This window comes from Corynebacterium sp. P3-F1, assembly GCF_030503635.1.
Classification (GTDB): Bacteria; Actinomycetota; Actinomycetes; order Mycobacteriales; family Mycobacteriaceae; genus Corynebacterium.
In genome coordinates, this window is record NZ_CP129965.1 from 569,995 (window position 1) to 590,636 (window position 20,642).

16 protein-coding genes are annotated in these 20,642 nt (G+C 62.2%); 5 read left to right on the plus strand and 11 right to left on the minus strand.

Features of this window, described 5'->3' with window-relative positions:
• The first annotated feature begins 23 nt into the window (after positions 1-23).
• The 4 genes from glgX (at position 24) to treY (ending at position 6,892) form a co-directional block, all read left to right on the plus strand.
• Positions 24-2,279 carry a glycogen debranching protein GlgX gene (gene glgX / locus QYQ98_RS02675; RefSeq protein WP_302007229.1) on the plus strand — a complete coding sequence of 752 codons (2,256 nt, stop codon included), beginning with the start codon at positions 24-26 and terminating at the stop codon, positions 2,277-2,279.
• Positions 2,272-3,606 (plus strand): exonuclease domain-containing protein, encoded by a 1,335-nt coding sequence (locus QYQ98_RS02680; RefSeq protein ID WP_302007230.1) that lies wholly within the window; start codon positions 2,272-2,274, stop codon positions 3,604-3,606. Before glgX ends, QYQ98_RS02680 begins: the two co-directional genes overlap by 8 nt.
• Before the next feature lie 71 nt (positions 3,607-3,677).
• Positions 3,678-4,334 (plus strand): hypothetical protein, encoded by a 657-nt coding sequence (locus QYQ98_RS02685; protein WP_302007231.1) that lies wholly within the window; start codon positions 3,678-3,680, stop codon positions 4,332-4,334.
• Between the two features lie 65 nt (positions 4,335-4,399).
• Positions 4,400-6,892 carry a malto-oligosyltrehalose synthase gene (gene treY, locus QYQ98_RS02690; RefSeq protein ID WP_302007232.1) on the plus strand — a complete coding sequence of 831 codons (2,493 nt, stop codon included), beginning with the start codon at positions 4,400-4,402 and terminating at the stop codon, positions 6,890-6,892.
• Between the two features lie 44 nt (positions 6,893-6,936).
• Here the strand turns inward: treY and QYQ98_RS02695 are convergent, their stop codons facing one another.
• Genes QYQ98_RS02695 through QYQ98_RS02705 form a run of 3 tightly spaced genes read right to left on the minus strand, consistent with a single transcriptional unit; the run spans position 6,937 to position 8,226 of the window.
• The gene (locus QYQ98_RS02695; protein ID WP_302007233.1) at positions 6,937-7,335 is read right to left on the minus strand and encodes an RNA-binding S4 domain-containing protein; all 399 of its coding nucleotides are present in this window, start codon (positions 7,333-7,335) and stop codon (positions 6,937-6,939) included.
• Positions 7,335-7,571 carry a hypothetical protein gene (locus QYQ98_RS02700; RefSeq protein WP_302007234.1) on the minus strand — a complete coding sequence of 79 codons (237 nt, stop codon included), beginning with the start codon at positions 7,569-7,571 and terminating at the stop codon, positions 7,335-7,337. The genes QYQ98_RS02695 and QYQ98_RS02700 overlap by 1 nt, the downstream gene beginning before the upstream one ends.
• Before the next feature lie 10 nt (positions 7,572-7,581).
• Complete coding sequence (locus QYQ98_RS02705; RefSeq protein WP_302007235.1) at positions 7,582-8,226, minus strand: YigZ family protein; 645 nt, start codon at positions 8,224-8,226, stop codon at positions 7,582-7,584.
• A 29-nt stretch (positions 8,227-8,255) separates the two neighbouring features.
• Between QYQ98_RS02705 and treZ the strand changes: the two genes are divergently transcribed.
• The gene (treZ, locus tag QYQ98_RS02710) at positions 8,256-9,971 is read left to right on the plus strand and encodes a malto-oligosyltrehalose trehalohydrolase (protein ID WP_302007236.1); all 1,716 of its coding nucleotides are present in this window, start codon (positions 8,256-8,258) and stop codon (positions 9,969-9,971) included.
• 16 nt (positions 9,972-9,987) lie between these two features.
• Here treZ and ilvA read toward each other — a convergent pair whose 3' ends face one another.
• The 8 genes from ilvA to lspA form a co-directional block, all read right to left on the minus strand.
• Positions 9,988-11,271 (minus strand): threonine ammonia-lyase IlvA, encoded by a 1,284-nt coding sequence (gene ilvA / locus QYQ98_RS02715; RefSeq protein ID WP_302007237.1) that lies wholly within the window; start codon positions 11,269-11,271, stop codon positions 9,988-9,990.
• 95 nt (positions 11,272-11,366) lie between these two features.
• The gene (gene dnaE, locus QYQ98_RS02720) at positions 11,367-14,933 is read right to left on the minus strand and encodes a DNA polymerase III subunit alpha (protein WP_302007238.1); all 3,567 of its coding nucleotides are present in this window, start codon (positions 14,931-14,933) and stop codon (positions 11,367-11,369) included.
• A 10-nt stretch (positions 14,934-14,943) separates the two neighbouring features.
• Complete coding sequence (locus tag QYQ98_RS02725) at positions 14,944-16,236, minus strand: ABC transporter permease (RefSeq protein ID WP_302007239.1); 1,293 nt, start codon at positions 16,234-16,236, stop codon at positions 14,944-14,946.
• 3 nt (positions 16,237-16,239) lie between these two features.
• Positions 16,240-16,953, minus strand: coding sequence for an ABC transporter ATP-binding protein (locus QYQ98_RS02730; protein ID WP_302007806.1), 714 nt, complete (start codon positions 16,951-16,953; stop codon positions 16,240-16,242).
• Between the two features lie 51 nt (positions 16,954-17,004).
• On the minus strand, positions 17,005-18,510 hold the full coding sequence (locus QYQ98_RS02735; protein ID WP_302007240.1) for an efflux RND transporter periplasmic adaptor subunit: 1,506 nt from the start codon (positions 18,508-18,510) through the stop codon (positions 17,005-17,007).
• A 44-nt stretch (positions 18,511-18,554) separates the two neighbouring features.
• Positions 18,555-19,121, minus strand: a complete 567-nt coding sequence (locus QYQ98_RS02740; protein WP_302007241.1) for a hypothetical protein — start codon at positions 19,119-19,121, stop codon at positions 18,555-18,557.
• Positions 19,118-20,032 carry an RluA family pseudouridine synthase gene (locus tag QYQ98_RS02745; protein WP_302007242.1) on the minus strand — a complete coding sequence of 305 codons (915 nt, stop codon included), beginning with the start codon at positions 20,030-20,032 and terminating at the stop codon, positions 19,118-19,120. The genes QYQ98_RS02740 and QYQ98_RS02745 overlap by 4 nt, the downstream gene beginning before the upstream one ends.
• Positions 20,029-20,607: a signal peptidase II gene (lspA, locus tag QYQ98_RS02750; protein ID WP_302007243.1), complete on the minus strand. Its 579-nt coding sequence runs from the start codon at positions 20,605-20,607 to the stop codon at positions 20,029-20,031. The genes QYQ98_RS02745 and lspA overlap by 4 nt, the downstream gene beginning before the upstream one ends.
• Positions 20,608-20,642: the final 35 nt, after the last annotated feature.

The window sequence follows — 20,642 nt, forward strand, 5'->3', positions numbered from 1 at the left end:
GATATCTATTACCATCGGTTCTCATGACAAATCCGAGCACGAACAAGCAGACCGTCCAGGTGTGGCCGGGATCCGCATACCCCCTGGGATCCACGTATGACGGTGCCGGCACCAATTTCGCCATTTTCTCCAACGTCGCGGAGAAGGTGGAGCTCTGCCTGATCGACCGCGAAGATAACGAGGTCCGCGTCAACCTCGAAGAGGTGGATAACCACGTCTGGCACGCCTACCTCCCGGGTGTTTTGCCGGGGCAACGCTACGGTTACCGCATTCACGGCCCGTGGGATCCGGAAAACGGCAAGCGGTGCGACCCGTCGAAACTGCTGGTCGATCCTTATGCTCGGGCCTTCGACGGAGAATTCGACGGCCATTCCTCCCTGTTCTCCTACGACATCCACGCCGAGCCCGCCGGTTCAGGCCGCAACGAAGAAGACTCGCTCGGCCACACTATGAAGTCTGTGGTGATCAACCCGTTCTTCGACTGGGGCGATGACCGCTCGCCGCGCATCCCGGACAACGACACGATCATCTACGAGATGCACGTCAAGGGCATGACCCAGCTGCACCCGGATGTTCCGGAAGAACTCCGCGGAACGTATGCGGGCCTGGCGCACCCCAGCGTCATCTCCTATTTGCAGGATCTCGGTGTAACTTCCGTCGAGCTCATGCCGGTCCACCAGTTCCTCCAGGACGACCGCCTGCGCGACTTGGGACTGCGCAACTACTGGGGTTACAACACGTTCGGTTTTTTCGCACCGCACCAGGATTACGCTGCGAGCAAGAAGCCTGGCGATGCTGTCTCCGAATTCAAGGGCATGGTCCGCGCTTACCACGAAGCGGGCATGGAGGTCATCCTCGATGTGGTGTACAACCACACGGCCGAGGGCAACCACTTGGGTCCCACTATCGCCTTCCGCGGCATCGACAACGAGGCCTATTACAGGCTTGTCGACGAAGACCGGTTTCACTACATGGACTACACTGGGACGGGCAACTCCTTGAATGTGCGCGATCCGCACTCGCTGCAGCTGATCATGGACTCCCTTCGCTACTGGGTCTCCGAGATGCACGTCGACGGATTCCGCTTCGACTTGGCCTCCACGCTCGCCCGGGAATTCTCTGACGTGGACCGTCTGGCTACCTTCTTCGACCTCGTCCAACAAGACCCGGTTGTCTCCCAAGTCAAACTCATTGCCGAGCCGTGGGATGTCGGCGAGAACGGCTACCAGGTGGGCAACTTCCCGCCGCTGTGGAGCGAGTGGAACGGAAAGTACCGTGACACGGTGCGCGATTTCTGGCGCGGCGAACCTTCAACCCTCGGTGAGTTCGCTTCCCGGCTCACTGGCTCGTCGGACCTGTACAAACACAACGGTCGCCGCCCGACTGCGTCCATCAATTTCATCACGGCGCACGACGGTTTCACCCTTAACGACCTGGTCAGCTACAACGAGAAACACAATGAAGCCAACCAGGAAGACGGCCGCGACGGTGAGAGCCACAACCGCTCCTGGAACTGCGGTGTTGAAGGCCCGACGGATGATCCTGAGGTTGCGACGCTGCGTGCTCAGCAACGCCGCAATTTCCTGACCACGCTTCTGCTGTCCTTGGGCACCCCGATGATCGCTCACGGCGATGAATTCGCCCGCACCCAGGGCGGTAACAACAACGTCTACTGCCAGGACAACGAGACGTCGTGGATGAACTGGGACCGTCTCGAGGTCGGCGATGATTTGCACGATTTCACCAAACGGCTCATTGCCATCCGCAAGGAGCACCCTGTCTTCCGCCGCCGCCGCTTCCTCGCCGGGGGGCCGCTGGGCACCGACGTGCAGGACCGCGATGTGGCTTGGTTCGTGCCCGACGGCCAGCTGATGACACAGGATGACTGGGGGTTCGCCTTCGGAAAAGCCCTGCAGGCCTATGTGAACGGTAACCAGATCGCCGAGCCGGATGCGAGGGGCCAGCGGGTCGTGGACGACTCGTTCCTGTTGATGTTCAATGCGTACCACGAGAACATCGAATTCACTTTGCCGCCGCAGAGCCTTGGTGCGAAGTGGGAAGTGGTAATCGACACCACCGAGCCGCTCGGCTACCCGGCTGAGACCGAGGAAATTGAGGCTGGCGGAACGAAGAACGTGGCCGCGCGCTCGACGATCGTGCTGCGCCAGGTGGAACCGCCCATCTTCGCCGAAGAACCCGCGGACGCCGGCGACTCTGCCGATGCCCCGGATGAGCCCGCGGTCGACGACGATGCGGAGGCACAAACTTCAGATGATTAGTGCTCACGGATCAACGATCCTGGTCACCGACACTGCCCTTGAGATTCATCCGGATCCGCTCCAGGCGGCTTTGACCGGCACCACCGATGCGACGGTGCTTCCACTGGCAGGGGTAACGGGTGTAACGGTTCTTCCCGGTGATGACTGGGATGCGACGCGCATAGCTGTCACATCCGGCGCCGACGAAACCGTCATCCGCTTCACCCCTGGAGATACGAAGGGCCCTGAGCGCCTACGCGCCACGGTAGAAGCGGCACAATCTGGCAAGAAGATCAGCACGGATAGCATCCCGGGGTTCAGCTTCGTCGCGTTCGATGTGGAGACGGCGAACCAGCATTGGGGTTCAATCTGTCAGATGGGCCTCGTGCGGGTTGTCGACGGTGAAATCACCGAGCGCGCATCGTGGCTGTGCCGCCCGCCTACCGGGATCGACGAGTTCGATCCATTCAACGTGGACTGCCACGGGATCACAGAGGAATCTGTCGCCGACGAACCTGATGTCGGGGAACTGTTCGAACGCTTCAGCGATTTCGTGGGAGACCTCCCTGTAGTCGCGCACAACGCCTATTTCGACGCTTCCGCCTTGCGTTACGCAGCATTGGCGACTGGGAAGGAGATTCCCACCATCACATTCGGTTGCTCCCTCGCACAGTCCCGAGCGGCCGGCCTCGATGTGGCAAACCACCGTCTTCCGACCGTGGCGGAGTACTTTGGCGTCCCCCTGAAGAACCACCACGACGCCTGCGCTGACGCTGAAGCGTGTGCCGGTGTCATGCTGGGCCTCGCTCGCCGTGCGGAGCATTCAGGAACCCTCGCCGACTACGTCCATTCCACCGGTTTCGCTCTCGGCTCCGTCGGCAAGCTCCGCGTCACTCCGGTTCTCAAGGATCTCTCGGGCGCTCAAACATCACTGCAGACCACAGCCGTAGGAGAATCCCAGACGAACGATGCGTCCGGGGCTGGAAACTCCGGAAAATCAGGCCGCGGTCCCGCACCGTGGCAGTCGGTGGCCACACCTGACACGATCCCGGAACCTGCGGTGGACGCGGACCCGGATTCGCCGCTTTACGACCAGCACGTGACCTTGACAGGCGAGTTCGAGCCATTTGACAAAGGCCAGCTTTGGGAAGGCATTGCCGCTCGCGGGGGTCAGGTGGGCAAGAACGTGACCAAAAAGACGACGATTCTCGTCGTCGGTGAATGGGCGAGCATGACGTCGAAGGAGAAACGCGCCCGCGAGCTTATGGAAAAAGGCCAGGACATTGAGATCTGGCCGGCAGAGAAGCTTCTCGATGTCTTGGGATTGAACGAGCAACCGCCGTTCTAAAGCGACGCTGACAGCACGCCAGTTCTCGGCGGGCCGGGAACCTCGGGGGCGCAGGCGCAGTCTAACAAGGCATGAACAGCGCCTTGACCACTGCTTTGACCACTGCTGTGAAGCCCACTTCCGGGACCACATCCGCCGCCGTCTATTCGTCGTTCGCAGCTTCCCACCATCGCTTGCCGGTGATGGGGGCGCTGCACGCGATTCCGGCACCGCGCGTGCGCGCTGTGAAATCTAAGAGCTGGGCCAGTCCGGGGTCGTCGGTATCGCCCGCGTACATCTCCTTGTCGCGCGACCATGTGGCTTTGCTGAAAGCCCCCGACGGACGTCTGCTCTCGCCAATCGATCTAGGACAGATGGAGCTGAGTACCCGGCAGGCCTGGGATGCGGCGGCAGACACGCTTCTGCGCACGCAAAGGGGCCAGATCAAGTTCACGGTCCGGAACGCGTCTTTTGCCCTGGGCGACTCGGCACCCCGGGGATTCGAAGTCTACGGCGACTCCCACCCGCCCGCCGCGTGGCTCGCGCACCCACGGACGTTCAATGTCCTACACACTCATTTCTCGGACGTGCTCTCGCCCCGGATCGACCTCGTCTTTCTCACCCGCAACCACAGAGAGCTCTTTGTCCTCGATGCCTGCGCCCACGACGTCCGGGAGCTCTTTCCGCGAGCAGCAGTGTTGACCTACTCGTTGGGCTTCCCCGTGAACCACCGCGGCGATAACAAATGAAAGCGCGAGGCTGTCTCACTAGGGTGAGATGATGTACTAGTGGCGACGAAAAGGAGTGCCCGCACATGTTCCGCCCCATCACCTCGACCTACCGCCTGCAGCTGAGGGGCGCGAAAGCGGACCCGGCGGGCAGGAGCTTCGGCTTCTCCGATGCCGCCGACCTCGTCCCTTATTTGAAGTCCCTGGGCGTCTCTCACTTGTACCTCTCCCCCATCTTCAGCTCGTACCCGGAGTCCAACCACAATTACGACGTCACCGACCCGACTGAGGTGAATCCGGAGCTCGGCGGGGTGGAGGGGCTACGCCACCTTGCCTCGGTGGCGCACGAAGCCGGCCTAGGGCTCATCGTCGACATCGTGCCCAACCACCTCGGTGTTGAAACTCCGCACCTGAACAAGTGGTGGTGGGATGTGCTGAAGAACGGAAAAGACTCCGAATTCGAGAGCTACTTCGACGTTGACTGGCACGAGGACAACGGCGCTGGCGGGAAGCTTGGGTTGCCGGTGCTGGGGCACCCCGGCGACGAAGACAAATTCACGCTCACCTATCTCGACGAGATCGACGAACCTGTCCTCGCCTACTACGAGAGCTACTTCCCTCTCGCTCCCGGTTCCTTCGACAGCCTCGACGACGATCCCCGCGAGGTGTACGAGAAACAGAATTACCGCCTGATGTTCTGGCGCGACGGAGTGATTTCCTACCGCAGGTTCTTCTCCGTCAACGGACTCGCCGGCATCCGCCAAGAGGACCCGCTGATCTTCGAGCACACGCACCGGACTCTACGGCAACTCATCGCGGAAGACCTTATCGACGGAGTCCGCGTCGACCACCCAGACGGCCTTTCCGATCCCTTCACCTACCTGAATCGATTGCGTGACCTCGTCGGCGACGACCGCTGGCTGGTGGCAGAAAAGATTCTCGGCGTCACCGAGCCCCTTGACCCCCGTCTCGCGGTCGACGGAACCACCGGCTACGACGCGTTGCGGGAACTCGACGGCGTCTTCGTCTCACGGGAGGCCGAAGACTCGCTGAGCATGCTTTCCCTCCAACAGTCCGGCTCCACGTGGGACGAGGCCGCCATCGCCGCCGCGGAGCACCAGCTCAAGCGCGATGTCGCCGAGTCGGAGCTCGCCGCTGAAATCCGCCGACTCACCCGCGCGATCCGCCGCGATAATTTCTCGACCGCCGGTGCGGATGTCTCCGACGAGGACTTGGAGCGCACCGTCATCGACCTCGTGGCAGCGATGCCTGTCTACCGTGCGGACTATATCTCGTTATCGCGCCAGACCTCCACGATCATCGCCGATATGGTGCGCCGTTTCCCGTCGCGCCGGGCCGCCCTCGATCTCATTTCCGCGGCTTTTCTGGCCAACGGCGAAGCGAAAACACGCTTTGCCCAAGTGTGTGGCGCGGTGATGGCGAAAGGCGTGGAGGACACGCTGTTCTACCGTGCATGCCGCCTCGTTGCACTCCAAGAGGTCGGCGGTGCGCCAGGCCGCTTCGGTGTTTCCGCGGCGGAATTCCACCTGCTCCAGCAAGAGCGCGCGATGCTGTGGCCTCACGCGATGACAACGTTGACCACGCACGACACGAAACGGAGCGAGGACACCCGAGCACGAATCATCGAGATCACCGAGCGCCACAAGGACTTCGCGGAACTGGCGCAGCAGGTCAGGGCTCTCGTACCCGCCCCAGACGACGCGACCGCGCACTTCCTGCTCCAGAACATCATCGGTGTCTGGCCGCTGGCGGGCTCCACCGACGGGATCCGGGACCGTGTGCGGGATTATGCCGTGAAGGCGGTGCGGGAAGCGGGCGTGCACACGTCGTGGTTCGACAACGACACGCATTTTGAAACAGCGGTCACCGATTGGGTCGACGCGCTTATCGACGGCCCCGCGTCAACCATGGTCGACGAATTCGTTAAAGAGATTCACCGAGGTGCCGTACAGGTGTCCCTCGGCCGCAAGATGCTGCAGTTGATCGGTCCCGGCATTCCGGACACCTACCAGGGGCAAGAATTCGTGGACCTCTCCCTAGTCGACCCGGACAACCGCCGCTTCGTCGACTACGTCAACCGCGCTCAAGCACTCGACCAGTTCAAGGATTCTGCACTTTCAGGCCGGATCCACGACGAGCTCATCCACGCCCGGGACTCAGCGGCCGCCGAAGGACTTCCTGGGTGCTATCCGCATCTGGAGGGCATGGCCGACCGGGCGAAGCAGGCGGTGGTGCACGAAGGCCTGTATCTGCGCCGCCAGCACCCGGATGTGTTCTTGTCCGGCGATTACCAGCCAGTCTTCGCGGTGGGCGAAGCCGCCAGCCACCTCGTCGGCATGGCGCGTGGAGCCTCTGGGCTGGACGTGGTGGCGCTTTCCACCCGCCGACCCCTGCTGCTAGAGGACCGGGGTGGCTGGGGAGACACTACCGTCACCCTGCCTGAAGGTCGCTGGACAGACCGTCTCACCGGTCAGTCCTTCTCGGGCACCGTGTTGGTGCGGGATGTGCTAGATGGGCTACCTACGGCACTGCTCGTCGCCGAGCACATCGAAGCGTAACCGGCGAACTCTAGCAGCGACCGCCGCTGCAGACCCCGCCTCGCTCACCGCCGTCCGCGCAGACGGTCGATCTCCCGGCGCTCTTTCTTAGTTGGGCGACCAGCGCCGCGGTCGCGCTTGGGCATGGAGTAGAAATACTCCTTCGGAGGTGGTTGCGGCGAATGGTCGATGTAGCACTGGCGGGCCACCGGGGCACCCGCACGTTTACGCAGGGTCTGCACCACTTCGTACTCGATGTCGCGGTAGTCTTTCCACGCCTTAACACGGTCGCCGGGCACGACTTGAGCAGAAGGCTTGACCGCGTTGCCGTTCAGCTTGACGTGCCCGGCGCGCACCGCGTTCGCCGCCTCAGAGCGTGTCTTGTACATGCGCACGGCCCACACCCATACGTCGATGCGGACCGGACCGCCGTCCGCGTCGGAGTTTTCTCCCGGACCAGCCACTAGAAGGTGTCTTGGTGGTTGATGATCTTCTGCACCTTGCTGTAGTTATACAACCCGCCTGCCACGGCAACGACCATTCCCAGTGAGAGCCAGAACCAGAAAGAAGAGAAGATCAGCCCGAACGCCACGCCTCCGAGGACACCGCCGCCGACGCACGCCACACCGTTGCGGGAATAGCGCCGGACGGCTTGTTTGCGGGCTTCGATCGGGTTATTGGGGCGGGGCTGAAGAGTCATGACATCAAGTTTAGCGGGGGCGTTCCACCCACATCGTTCCCGCCTCGCGCGCCGCGGCGGAACCTTGGGTAGATGCGGCGAGAAGCGCGTCGAATTCCTTCCTGCCGCCCGGGGTGATCGCGAAGGTGTAGCGGGCCTGGGTGCCGTAGGCGACATCAACAACGTCGATGCCGTGGGTCCGCAATTCCGCCTCAATTCTTCCGGCGTCAGCGTGCGGGAGATCCACGGCGACTAATTCGCGTAACGTTTTCTCGGCGCGCGGAGCAGCCTCGACGGCTTGGGAGACGGATTCGGAATAGGCGTGGACGAGTCCGCCCGCTCCGAGTTTCACGCCGCCGAAGTAACGGATCACCACAGCCACGACCGACTCCATGCCGGATCCCCGCAGTGCATCGAGCATCGGTTTCCCCGCGGTTCCGGCCGGTTCGCCGTCGTCGCTGGATCTCTCGACCGGCACCGCGCCGTCGATATGCACGATGAATGCCGAGCAGTGGTGGCGGGCATCGGGGAATTCCTGGCGGGCACGCGCCACAATATCGCGGGCTTCCTCCTCGGATTCGGCGCGCGCAATCCACGTGATGAAGCGGGAGCGCTTGATCTCAATCTCGTTCACCGTCGGTTCGCCGGTGGAGGGCAATTCGTATTTTGTCACCATTGCCGGATTATTTTACTTAGGCTTGAACCATGAAGTTCGAGGTGTGGGCGCCGTACGCGCAGGACGTCAAAGTGGTCGTCGACGATGTCGAACACAAGATGCGGCGCGACGAGCAACGCAGGGCATGGTGGATCAGCGACATCGACAAAGTCCCGGGTCAGCGGTATGGCTTTTCGCTTTTCGACGGCGCGGCCTGGTCCGCTCCGCTCCCCGACCCGCGCTCCACCCGCCAACCGGACGGTGTCCACGGCCTGTCTCAGGTGACCGATACGGCATTCGAGTGGACCGATCAGCACTGGACCAGCTACGAGCTCAAAGGACAGGTCATCTATGAGCTCCACGTGGGAACGTTCACGGAAGAGGGGACGTTCGACGGTGTCGTCGATAAGCTCGATTATCTCGTGGACCTGGGCGTGACCACGATCGAGCTGATGCCCGTCCAGCCCTTTGGTGGCGAGCGCAACTGGGGCTACGACGGTGTCGACTGGTTCGCTGTCCAAGAAAGCTACGGCGGGCCCGACGGGTTGAAGCGTCTCGTCGATGCCGCACACCGGAAAGGCGTGGGCGTGTACCTCGATGTGGTGTTCAACCACTTCGGCCCCGACGGCAACTACAACGGTCAATTCGGCCCGTATACGACCGCGGGCACAACGGGCTGGGGCGACGTGGTGAATTTCTCCGGCGCGAATTCGGACGAAGTTCGCGCCTACGTGCTCGACGCTGTGCGGCGCTGGCTAACCGAATTCCACATCGACGGTCTACGCCTCGACGCAGTGCACTCGTACGATGACCGGGCGGCGTACTCGATCATGGAGCAAATCAACATGCTCGCGGATGAGGTGGAGGCGGAATTCGGCCCCAACCCCATCATCATCGCCGAGAGCGACCTGAACGATCCGCGCATTATCGCCGATTATTCCGTCGGTGGGTACGGGCTCGACGCGCAATGGCTTGACGACGTCCACCATGCCCTCCATACCGTTGTCACCGGCGAGAATAACGCGTATTACGAGGACTTCGGCACCGTTGACATACTCGCGGACACCCTCCGTCACGGCTACCGCTTCCGCAACGACTTCTCGAATTTCCGCGGGCGCACGCACGGCCGCCCGTTGGATCTGTCCGCCATTCCCCCATGGAAGCTGATCACGTACACAACGACTCACGACCAAGTGGGTAACCGCGCGTTCGGCGACCGCCCGTCGCAGAATCTCACGCTCGAACAACACGCGCTGAAAGCCGCAGTCATCTTCTTCAGCCCCTTCACCCCGATGATCTTCATGGGCGAGGAGTCCTACGCCCAGACGCCGTTTCCGTTCTTCATCTCCCACACCGACGATGATCTGATGCGTCTCACGCGCGAGGGCCGCGCTCACGAGTTCGCCCGCTACGGCTGGGATTTCAACGAGGTTCCCGATCCGGCGGATCCGGCGACATTCGAGTCTGCGAAGCTCGATTGGAAATTCGACCGCGATGCCCTGGTGATGCAGAAGACGTACAAGAAATTGCTCGCTCTGCGCCGCGAGCTGAATCTGTCGCGCGACGACCTGCGCGAGCTGCAGGTCGACCATTCGGACACATGGTTGACCATGGGGTACGACGATGTGTTCCTCGCCGCGAATTTCTCCGGATCACCGGTTGCTGTGCCGGCCGGCGGTGAACTGATCTATTCCTTCGGCGACCCCACCGTCACCGCAGAGAAAACCGAATTGGAGCCCTGGGGTTTCGCGATAGTGCGCCGCTAGCCCCCACCCGGGGCTGTTAACCGGTGACGATGAACTCGTATTCCGGTGTGCCCGGCATGAGACGGCGGCAATCGAAAGAGGCTTCCTCCATCCTATCGAGCAGCAGGTCCAAGTCGGATGCCCGGGCGAGCTCGATGCCCACGAGCGCGGCGCCGGTTTCGCGGTTGTTCTTCTTCAGATACTCGAACAGTGCGATGTCGTCGTCCGGACCGAGGACATCGTTCAGAAAGCGGCGCAGCTGGCCCGGTTCTTGGGCGAAATTGACCAGGAAGTAATGCTTGAGTCCGCGGTGGACCAGGGAGCGCTCCATGATCTCCGCATAGCGCAGGACATCGTTGTTGCCGCCGGAGATCACGCACACCACAGTGCTTCCCGGAGCCAAGCTCACTTCCCCGAGCGCTGCGACGGAAAGCGCGCCAGCAGGCTCAGCGATGATGCCCTCGTTCTGGTACAGAGCGAGCATACTGGTGCACACAGCGCCTTCGTCGGCGGCCACGATGTGCAATCGGCCGAGATTCTCTTCGATGATGTTGTAGTTCACGTCGCCAATGCGCTTGACCGCCGCGCCGTCGACGAACGGGTCCACAGTTTCGAGAGTAACAGGCTCCCCCGCGGCAAGAGCTGCCTGAAGCGACCGCGCTCCCGCCGGCTCCACACCCACAACTGCAGTGCGTGGCGACATGTCCGCCAGATAGGAGGTAATGCCGGCGATCAGACCGCCGCCTCCCACCGGAACCACGATCGAGTCAAGCGATTTGCCTAGCCCCGACAGCTGGGACACAATTTCCGCCCCCACGGTCCCCTGACCGATTACGGTATTGCGGGCGTTGAAGGGCTCGACGATGGTGGCACCTCGGGCCTCCGCATCCGCGCGGGCTGCTTCCGCAGCCTCATCGAAGGTGTCGCCGACTAAGACGAGCTCGACCTTGTCCCCTCCGTGCACCTTGATCCGGTCACGCTTCTGCTTCGGTGTGCGCTTGGGCACGAATATCTTGCCGTCGATGCCCATCGAACGGCACGCGTAGGCAACACCTTGAGCGTGATTTCCAGCCGACGCTGCCACGACACCGGCCTGTTTCTCCTCCTCGGTCAGATTGCTGATGTTGTAGTAAGCCCCACGAATCTTGTAGGAACGCACATCTTGCAGATCTTCGCGCTTGAGATACACCTCGACGCCGTACGCCTGCGAAAGGCGCGGACAGTACTGCAACGGCGTTGGCGTGATAACGCCTGAAATGCTCGCCTGAGCCCCTTGAATGTCGGCTGCGTGCACGGGTGAAAAATCAGGCGAGTGTGTCATACCTCGCAATCATAGACCCACGGCTCCCGGCACCCAGCCTCGCAGGGATTTTGAGAGCAGTTTCCCACAAGAAAAAGCAACCGTGCCAGAGGGACTTACCCCAGCACTCCCGCACCCATCGCAGCCTTGAGGTCGCCCATGAGGCTCCCGGACCGTTCCACCCGCAGATGATCCCCGAGCACCATCAGCTGGGATTGATCACCGTTGACGAGGTTGAGGTACACATCCGAATCGCCCGGGTTGTTCACGAGAACCTGCTTGAGTTTACGGATATTGTCCACCGTGCACTGCTCCGTCCGCAACGTGAGACGCAACGGAAGGCCGACACCGTTTCCGGGGCCCAATTCCGGCACCTTCACGTCGTCTCCGAACAGACTCATGCGTTCGTCGCGGATGGAGACGTGGGCTTTGACCAGGATGATGTTGTCTTCAACGATCTGCGGCGCTACGAGGGCGTAGACCTTGTTGAATAGCAGAACTTCCACCTGCGCACCGTGGTGGTCCTCCAAGGTGACAATCGCCCATGGCGAACCGTCCTTCTTGGAGTAGCGCCGATCCACGCTCGAGATGATGCCGCCGATGGTGACTTCGTCGCCGTGGCGCATCTCCCCGCCGAGGATCTTCGGCATCGGGGTATCGGTCTGAGCCTCGAGTGCTTCCTCGAAGCCGTCGAGAGGGTGCCCAGAAACATACAGTCCCAGCATTTCGCGCTCGAGGGCAAGCTTGTGCTTCTTCTCCCATTCGTCGTCCGGCACCTCGATGCTGAATGCGCTGGCTGCGTTGTCCTCTCCGTCACTCCCGCCGAAAGCGGAGAACAGGTCGAACTGACCTTTATCTGCAGCTTTCTTGGTGGTGAGCACGGAATCCACAGCGCTGTCGGAGACCAGCAACAGGCCCTTTCGTGGATGGCCGAGCGAGTCGAACGCACCGCCCTTGATCAGCGACTCGGTGATGCGCTTGTTGCACGGCAGCAAGTCGATCTTGTCCAGGTAGTCGGAGAAGCTCGTGAACGCGCCCTTGGTGCGGCGGGTCTCCATGATGGACTCCACCACTTCCACGCCGACATTGCGGATCGCGGCGAGCCCGTAGCGGATGTCCTTGTCCACAGCGAGGAAGTTCTCCTCCGACTCGTTGATGTCCGGCGGAAGAACCGAGATGCCCAGGTGGCGGCAGTCCGCGAGGTAGATGGCCGACTTATCCTTCTTATCGCCCACCGAGGTCAACAGGGCCGCCATGTACTCCGAGGCGTAGTTCGCTTTCAGGTACGCAGTCCAATAGGAAACGAGAGCGTAGCCCGCGGCGTGCGACTTGTTGAACGCGTAGGACGCGAACGGCTCAATAGTTCCCCACAGCGCGTCGACGGCCGACTTGGTGTAGCCGTTGTCGAACATGCCCTGCGAGAACTTCTCGTACTGCTGGGCGAGCACTTCGGGCTTCTTCTTGCCCATCGCTTTACGGAAGCCGTCTGCTTCGCCAGCCGTGTAGTTCGCCACCTTTTGCGAGATCCTCATGATCTGCTCCTGGTAGACGATGAGGCCGTAGGTCTCATCTAGGATCTCCCGCAGCGGTTCTTCCAGCTCCGGGTGGATCGGTGTGATCGGCTTGCGGCCGTTCTTGCGGTCCGCGTAATCCCAGTGGGCGTTCACCCCCATCGGGCCCGGCCGGTAGAGGGCCAGCGACGCGACAATATCGTTGAAGCCCGTCGGTTTCATGCGTTTGAGCAGCTCCTGCATGCCACCGGAATCGAGCTGGAACACACCGAGAGTGTCACCGCGGGAGAGCAGTTCGTACACGGCTGGATCGTCGGTGTCCAAGCCTTCCAAGTCAAGAGTCTCGCCGCGGTTCTTCTTGATGTTCTCGATGGCGTCGCCGATGACGGTGAGGTTGCGCAGCCCCAGGAAGTCCATCTTCAACAGGCCGATGGCCTCGCATGCCGGGTAGTCCCACCCGGTGATGAGAGCACCGTCGGCGGGCCGCTTCCACATCGGAATGTGGTCCATGAGAGGTACCGACGCCATGATCACCGCGCAGGCGTGCACACCGGCCTGGCGGACCACCCCTTCGAGCCCGCGGGCAGTCTCGTAGATCTTGGCCACGTCCGGATCGGTTTCGATCATCGAGCGGACCTCGGCGGCCTCGGAATAACGCGCGTGCTCCGGGTCGGTGATGCCGGACAGCGGAATGTCCTTCGCCATGATCGCCGGTGGCAGAGCTGCGTTGATACGGTCGGCCATCTGGAAACCGGGTTGGCCGAAATTGACCTTGGCGGAGTCCTTGATGGCCTGCTTCGTCTTCACCGTGCCGAACGTGATCACCTGGGCGATCTTGTCCTCGCCCCAGTTCTCGGCCGCGTAGGTGAGCATCTCACCGCGGCGGCGATCGTCGAAGTCGATATCAATATCAGGTGCGGACGGGCGCTCGGGGTTGAGGAACCTCTCGAAGAGGAGCCCGTGCTCCATCGGATCAATGTTGGTGATGGTCAGCGCGTAGGCGACAAGCGACCCCGCGGCCGAACCACGGCCAGGACCGACACGGATGCCCACGGAGCGGGCGTGCTTGATCAGCTCTGCAACAATGAGGAAGTAGGACGGGTAGCCCTTCATGTCGATGACGTCGATCTCGTAGTCGGCGCGCTTCAGGTACTCCTCCGGCACGTCCTTGCCTTCGAAGCGGTCTTCCAGTCCGCGGTGCACTTCCTTGCGCAGCCACGTCGTCGGGGTCTCCCCCTCCGGCACCGTGGCGATGGGCATGCGGTCGTGCGGATGCTCCTCCCACAGTTCGCTGTAGTCGCCGACGCGCTCGGCGATCCAGAGCGTGTTATCGCAGCCGTCCGGAACCATATCGTCCCAGGTGGAGCGCATTTGCTCGGCGGACTTGATGTAAAAGTCGGTGGCGTCGAATTTGAACCGGTCCGGATCCAACAGGGTCTTACCCGTCTGGACGCAGAGCATCGCCTCGTGCGCCGGTGCCTGGGATTCAAGGACGTAGTGGCAGTCGTTCGTGACCAGTGGCGGGAGATCGAGGGCCTGTCCGATGCGCAGCAGATCGTCGCGCACGCGGCGCTCAATGTGCAGGCCGTGATCCATCAACTCAAGGAAGTAGTTGTCTTTGCCGTAAATGTCCTGCCACATCGCGGCTGCTTCCAACGCCTGGTCGTACTGCCCCAAACGCAAGCGCGTCTGCACATCTCCCGACGGGCAGCCGGTCGTGGCGATGATGCCGTCCGCATGCTCGGCGACAAGCTCCGCATCCATGCGCGGCCATTTACCCAGCTGTCCTTCGTAGGACGCCAGGGACGACAAACGGAAAAGGTTGTGGAGGCCGGTGGCGTTCTCCGCCAGCATGGTCTGGTGCAGGTAGGCGCCGGACGCGGAGACGTCGTCGCCCTTCTGGTCCGGTGTACCCCACAGAACGCGCTTTTTGTTGAAGCGGGACTCGGGCGCCATGTACGCCTCAATGCCGATGATCGGTTTCACTCCTGCGTCCACCATGCGGCGGTAGAACGCGTTCGAACCGAACATGTTTCCGTGGTCGGTCATGCCCACAGCAGGCATCCCTTGACGCGCCACTTCCTCGGCCAGAAGGTCCACCTTGGCCATGCCGTCGAGCATGGAGAACTCGGTGTGGTTATGCAGGTGGACGAACGAGGAGTTTTTGGCCATGGCGGACAGTTTACTCGTAGCGCAAAGCGTCGATCGGCTGCATCTTGGCGGCCCTGTTCGCCGGGTACGCGCCGAAGAAAACGCCGATCGCCATGGAGAAGAGCAGCGAGAACAGCACTGCACTCAGCGGTGGCCACGCGATAGGGCCGTATTCCCCGCCGCCGACCATGCCGATGAAGCCGCTGCTGATAGTGCCGATAATGCCGCCCAGCACCACACCGATAATGCCGCCCAAAAGGCAGACCATGACAGCTTCGACGATGAATTGGGTGCGGATGTCACGGCGTGTTGCGCCGAGCGCCTTACGCACGCCGATTTCGCGGGTGCGCTCGGTGACGGTAATGAGCATGACGTTCATGACACCAATTCCACCGACGAGCAAGGAGATGCCGGCAATGGAAGCGATCACGGCGCTGATCGCGCCGAAGACCTTGGTGAAGGAGGCGAGCTCTGCCTGCATATCGAGGACTTCGGCCTGCGCGGTCTCACTCTTGGAGTACCAGCGGTCCACGTAGTTCTGCAGCTCGTCGCGGAACGCGGTCGAGTCCTCGTCGCCCTTGGCCTGCACGAGGAATCCGTCTGTGCCCTCGATCGGCTCCGAGATGCGGTCGATGGAGCTCAACGGGACGAAGGCTTGACCGGTGGCAGTCTCTTGGCCGAAGTTGCTGGCGTCCTTCTCTTTTGCCTCGGCCACACCGATGATAGTGTACACGCCGGTGGATTCGACGTTCAGGTCGATGCGCTTGCCCAGGGCGGCGGAGCTATCGCCGTCAAAGAAGGCGTCGACAAGCTCTTGCGAAACCACCGCGACCGGGCGCTGGCTGTCGATGTCCTGCTGCTCGATGGCGCGGCCGAATGCTACCTCGACATTGCGCACGTCCATGGAATCGCCCAAAACGGGCGCGATGTCGACAGCGGCATCCTTGTCCTCGTACGTCGCATCGCCGCCGTAGGTGTCCTGAATGTCCACGCCGACGATGCGGTCGCCGAAGTGCTGCTTCAGCTCGTCCAGCTGATCGAGGGTGACTTGGTCGGACTCGTCCGTGATGGGAGGGTTGAACCCGCCCGCGTTCTCGTCGCTGCCCTCCTCCTCATCCGGCTTTTCCGTGATGAACACAGCGTACTTCGACGCACCGATGTCCTCGAGACCGCTCGTCACACTGTTTTGCAAGCCGCGGCCGAGCGTCATGATGATCACCACGGCCATGATTCCGATGATGATGCCCAAAAGTGTGAGGATCGAACGCATCTTGTTCGTCCGCAGGCTGCCTAACGCTAGACTGACTGATTCACGGAATTCCATGGTTTAGGCTGCACCTCCCGCACGCACGTCCACGACACGGCCGTCTTTCATTTCCACAATCCGGCTGGTCTCCTGCGCCAAGTCGGGGTTGTGGGTGATGAACACGATCGCCTTGCCGTAATCCCGGTTGAGCTGGTGGAACAAGTCCATGACCATGCGCCCGGTCTGGGAGTCGAGGGCGCCCGTCGGCTCGTCGGCAAGCAGCAGGTCCGGGTCGTTGGCGAGGCTGCGCGCGATGGCCACGCGCTGCTTCTGCCCGCCGGACAGCTCGTTCGGCGCGTGCGTGAGACGGTCGCCCATGCCCACGACATTCAGCAATTCCGCGGCGCGCTCTTCGCGCTCGCGCTTGCCGACGCCCGCGTACATCATCGGCATAGCCACGTTTTGCAGCGCGTTGATGCGGCCGACGAGATTGAAGTTCTGGAAAATGAAGCCGATGTTTTGCGAACGGTACGCGGCGAGCTCGTTATCCACTTTCTGGAAGACGTCCTCGCCGTTGAACGCGTACCCGCCGTGGGTTGGCTTATCCAGCATCCCGATCAAGTTCATCAGGGTGGACTTTCCGCAACCCGAGGGCCCGACAATGGACACGAGCTCTCCGTGCTCGGTGTCGAAGTCGATGCCGTGCAGAACCGTCAGCTCGGTATCTTTTCCTTCGTTGTAGGTTTTGACGATCCCGCGCATGAAGATCAGCTTATCGGGGTCGATTTTGACCATGGCCGGCTGTTCGCCGCCGTTGATGGGAGTGCTCACAGGGCTACTCTCCCCCTACTTGTCCGACTTCTCGGACTTGTCAGACTTTTCAGTCTTTCCGTCCTTGCTGTCTTCGTCGCCCTTGCCGGACGGGGTGAAGTTCTCGTCCGTGATGGAAATGGTCTCGCCGACCCGGTCGCGGAAATCGTCGGGCCATGCGATGACCACGTCGCCCTCCTTGAGGTCGCCGCTGGTAACGGCAATGTCGGTGTCGTTCTTTACGCCTGTTTTCACCGTGCGCTCCTCAACCGTGCCTTCGGTCGCGTCTTTGTTCTCACGGTTCAGAACGAGGACCTTGTTGCCGTCGTAGACCGCATCGCGCGGAATGCTCAGGTGGTCGCGGTCTTCCTCCGTGATGATTTCCACGCGGGCCGAACCGCCCAGGCGCAGACCGTTGGTGTCGCCGGTGACCTCGATCTCCACCGGGAAGTTCACCCCGGTGTCCTTTTTGTTGTTCTGGCCGCCCCCCTGCATGGCTCGCGCCGCAGCTGCTGCTCCTTGGTCGGCGCCGTCGGCCATCGGGGCGATGCGGCGGACCTTGCCCTCGAACTTCCGGTCGCCGGTGATGGGGGTGGTGAAGACGACGCGGTTGCCTTCTTTCACGTTCGCGACATCTGTTTCACGCACGGACGCCTTGACCAGGAAGCGGGAGGTGTCGGCGATGGTCATCAGCGCGCCGCCGGCCGGCGCCCCTTCTTCCGCCTCGATCTTGGTCACCACACCGTTGATCGGTGCCGTGACCTCGCGGTCCTGCATCTGGTACTCGAGCATGCTGGTGTCAGCCCCGCCGCCCTGTGCCATCGCCTCTTGCTGCGCCATTGCTTCCTGCTGGGCGAGAGCCTGCTGCTGGGCCATCGCATCTGCCGCTCCCGCCGGCATCCCGCCGTCTGCGGCACCGCCGGCCATCTCAGCCTGCTGCTGGAATGCCTGCTGCGCTTCCTGAGCACCCTGGGCGCGTCCCTGTTCGTGAGCCTCATTCAGAGCCTGTTCGATCTGCTCGCGGGACGGACCTTGCGGAGCAGGTACCGGAGCGGGCGCAGGCTGCGGAGCAGGGGCGGGCCCAGGAATGATCCGTTTGAAGCAGTCCTCAATCGAGCTGCTTGCATCCGCCACGATCTTCTTCAGGTCGCCCACGGCGGTCATCTGCAGCGGTTCGCTGCCCTGGCCCTGGCTCATTAGCTGCTCGTTGGCCTGGCGCTGCGCATCGAGCTCGCGCTCGATGGAGGAGGTGTCCATGGTGACCAACAACTGGCCCTGCTTGACCTTGTCGCCCACGCCGACATGGATTTTCTCCACTGGCACGGTCAGCGTCGTGGAAATGCCCGCCTGCCGGATTGGAGCCACAGTGCCGTCGACGATAATGCTGTTGACCACTTCTTCCTTGGCCACAACATCGTATTCGCCTGCACCGAGGGAGCTGCCGTCGTCATTGCCTCCGTCGCCGCCGATACCGCACGCCGTTGCGAAGAACAGGGTCGAAGCAACAGCGAGCGATGCCCCTGTTTTACGGAAAGCTGACACGTTTCGTCTCCTCGATTAGGACCGGTAAATAACATTCAATAACCTTACACGCTCCCGCGGGTGCACCGATAGGTCGATTCTCGGGCTTCCAGCTCGACTGGACGCACACCAAAGGCACCCCACACCGCGTCTGGGGGGAGGGCCTCAAGAGCGGCGATTCCGGGATTATGCGCTGCGGTTCGGAGCACGTCGCCGGTGTCGCGCACGATCGCCCCAACCACTTGGTCACCCGCTGCAAGCTGGATATTCTCAGTGCGGTCGCGGCCCTGAGAGGGTTCCCCGGAGGGTTTCGGTGCCGCCTCAGCAGGAGTCACCGCGTTCACGCGCGCGAACGGTTCCAGCACTTTCGATGCTTCCGCGGGGGCAAGCACATCTGCGAAGGTCACGAGCGCGAAAACCGGTTCCGCTGCGGGTGCTGCCGACACGGAATAGTCGGCGCGCGCCGTGTATTCCCTGTAACTCTCCCCGGTTACCTGCCCAAGCTGATCGCCCCGGGGCACAGGTTCGAACCTTGTGGCGTCGCCGAGCGAAGAGATCAGGGCGGCAAGCAGACCTGTGAGCACTGCAACGGCGACAAACGTCACCCTGGCACCGAATTCACGCCGGCTCATCCGCGAAGCGTATCCACGGCGCGCTGCAGGTCCTCCGGGTACGGGGAGGAAACCTCCATCCACTTCCCCGTGCCCGGATGAGTGAAGCCGAGAGTGGTTGCGTGGAGCCACTGGCGGGTCAGTTCCAGCCGCTTGGTCAAAGTGGGATCGGAGCCGTACATCGGGTCGCCCACGCACGGGTGCCCCACAGACGACATGTGGACGCGGATCTGGTGGGTGCGGCCGGTTTCCAGGTGCACCTCGAGCAGGCTCGCCTCCCGGAACGCCTCGAGCACCTCGTAGTGAGTGACAGAATGACGCCCGCCCTGGGTGACCGCGAATTTCCAGCCCGACGAGGGATGACGGCCGATCGGGGCATCGATCGTGCCCACGATCGGATCGGGCAAGCCTTGGACGACGGCATGATAAGTCTTCTCCACCGTGCGTTCCTTGAAAGCCCGTTTGAGCACCGAGTACCCCGGGATAGAATTAGCCACGACCATGACCCCTGAGGTACCCACGTCGAGGCGCTGAACAATCCCCTTGCGCTCGGGCGGGCCTGCGTCGGGCAGTTGAAAACCCATGGCCACCAAGCCGCCGACGACAGTCGGGCCCTCCCAGCCGAGGGTCGGGTGGGCGGCCACACCCACCGGCTTATCCACGACAATGACATCCTCGTCGTCGTAAAGCACCTCCAGCCCCTCCACCGGTTCTTCCTTGGGCATGGGCACTGACCTGGGTTCGGGCAAAGTCACCTCAAGGGTTTGTCCGGGGGTGAGGCGGGCGGATTTGGGGGCCACCGTCCCGTCGACAAGCACGTCGAGCTCTGCCGCGACGGAGCGGGACACGCCAAAGACCTTGGCCACAGCGGCGTCGACACGCATGCCGTCGAGCCCCTCTGGAACCGTGATCGACCTGTACCCGCTGGTCATGCCCGCTCCTTTCCCTCGTCGTCCGCGTCTTTAGCGAGGAAAAGCGTGTCTTCGTCCGCGATAAACAGCGTGAGAATGAACACGGCCACACCGATATTGATCGCGGTGTCGGCGAGGTTGAACACGGCGAAATCACCGACCGAAATGTAGTCGACGACATGACCGAACCAGAACCCCGGCGGGCGGAACAGACGGTCAATGAGGTTGCCCAGAGCCCCACCGGCAATGAGAGCGAGACCGACAGCAGCCCAACGGACGCGGAGACGAGGCGCTGCTATCAGCGCGCCGACCACGAACGCCAGTTGGATGGCGGTGATCAGCCCGGTGAGGTTCTGGCCCATGGAGAAGGCTGCGCCGGAATTGAATACCAGGAGCCACCGGAACCAGTCACCAATGACTGGGACGGGCTCCCCCGGGGTCAGGGTGGTGAGCATAATCTGCTTAATCGCCTGGTCCGCGACTGCAATAGAGATCATGATGCCCGCGACCAGTGCGAGATGCCTGCGGCGGGCGGCGCGGGAACCGCTGGGGCCTTCGGTCCCGCTGGAAGACCCCTTGGAGTACGTGGTGCTCATCGTCGCCTTACTGTAGTCGTTTCCCCGTGATGTAG

Excerpts from the sequence above, each read along its gene's own strand:
- QYQ98_RS02700 (WP_302007234.1), bottom strand. The coding sequence starts at position 7,571 with ATGACTCTTCAGCCCCGCCCCAATAACCCGATCGAAGCCCGCAAACAA.
- QYQ98_RS02705 (WP_302007235.1), bottom strand. The coding sequence starts at position 8,226 with ATGGTGACAAAATACGAATTGCCCTCCACCGGCGAACCGACGGTGAAC.
- QYQ98_RS02680 (WP_302007230.1), top strand. The coding sequence starts at position 2,272 with ATGATTAGTGCTCACGGATCAACGATCCTGGTCACCGACACTGCCCTT.
- dnaE (WP_302007238.1), bottom strand. The coding sequence starts at position 14,933 with ATGGCCAAAAACTCCTCGTTCGTCCACCTGCATAACCACACCGAGTTC.
- QYQ98_RS02745 (WP_302007242.1), bottom strand. The coding sequence starts at position 20,032 with ATGACCAGCGGGTACAGGTCGATCACGGTTCCAGAGGGGCTCGACGGC.
- QYQ98_RS02725 (WP_302007239.1), bottom strand. The coding sequence starts at position 16,236 with ATGGAATTCCGTGAATCAGTCAGTCTAGCGTTAGGCAGCCTGCGGACG.
- QYQ98_RS02685 (WP_302007231.1), top strand. The coding sequence starts at position 3,678 with ATGAACAGCGCCTTGACCACTGCTTTGACCACTGCTGTGAAGCCCACT.
- treY (WP_302007232.1), top strand. The coding sequence starts at position 4,400 with ATGTTCCGCCCCATCACCTCGACCTACCGCCTGCAGCTGAGGGGCGCG.
- QYQ98_RS02730 (WP_302007806.1), bottom strand. The coding sequence starts at position 16,953 with ATGGTCAAAATCGACCCCGATAAGCTGATCTTCATGCGCGGGATCGTC.
- glgX (WP_302007229.1), top strand. The coding sequence starts at position 24 with ATGACAAATCCGAGCACGAACAAGCAGACCGTCCAGGTGTGGCCGGGA.
- QYQ98_RS02740 (WP_302007241.1), bottom strand. The coding sequence starts at position 19,121 with ATGAGCCGGCGTGAATTCGGTGCCAGGGTGACGTTTGTCGCCGTTGCA.
- lspA (WP_302007243.1), bottom strand. The coding sequence starts at position 20,607 with ATGAGCACCACGTACTCCAAGGGGTCTTCCAGCGGGACCGAAGGCCCC.
- ilvA (WP_302007237.1), bottom strand. The coding sequence starts at position 11,271 with ATGACACACTCGCCTGATTTTTCACCCGTGCACGCAGCCGACATTCAA.
- treZ (WP_302007236.1), top strand. The coding sequence starts at position 8,256 with ATGAAGTTCGAGGTGTGGGCGCCGTACGCGCAGGACGTCAAAGTGGTC.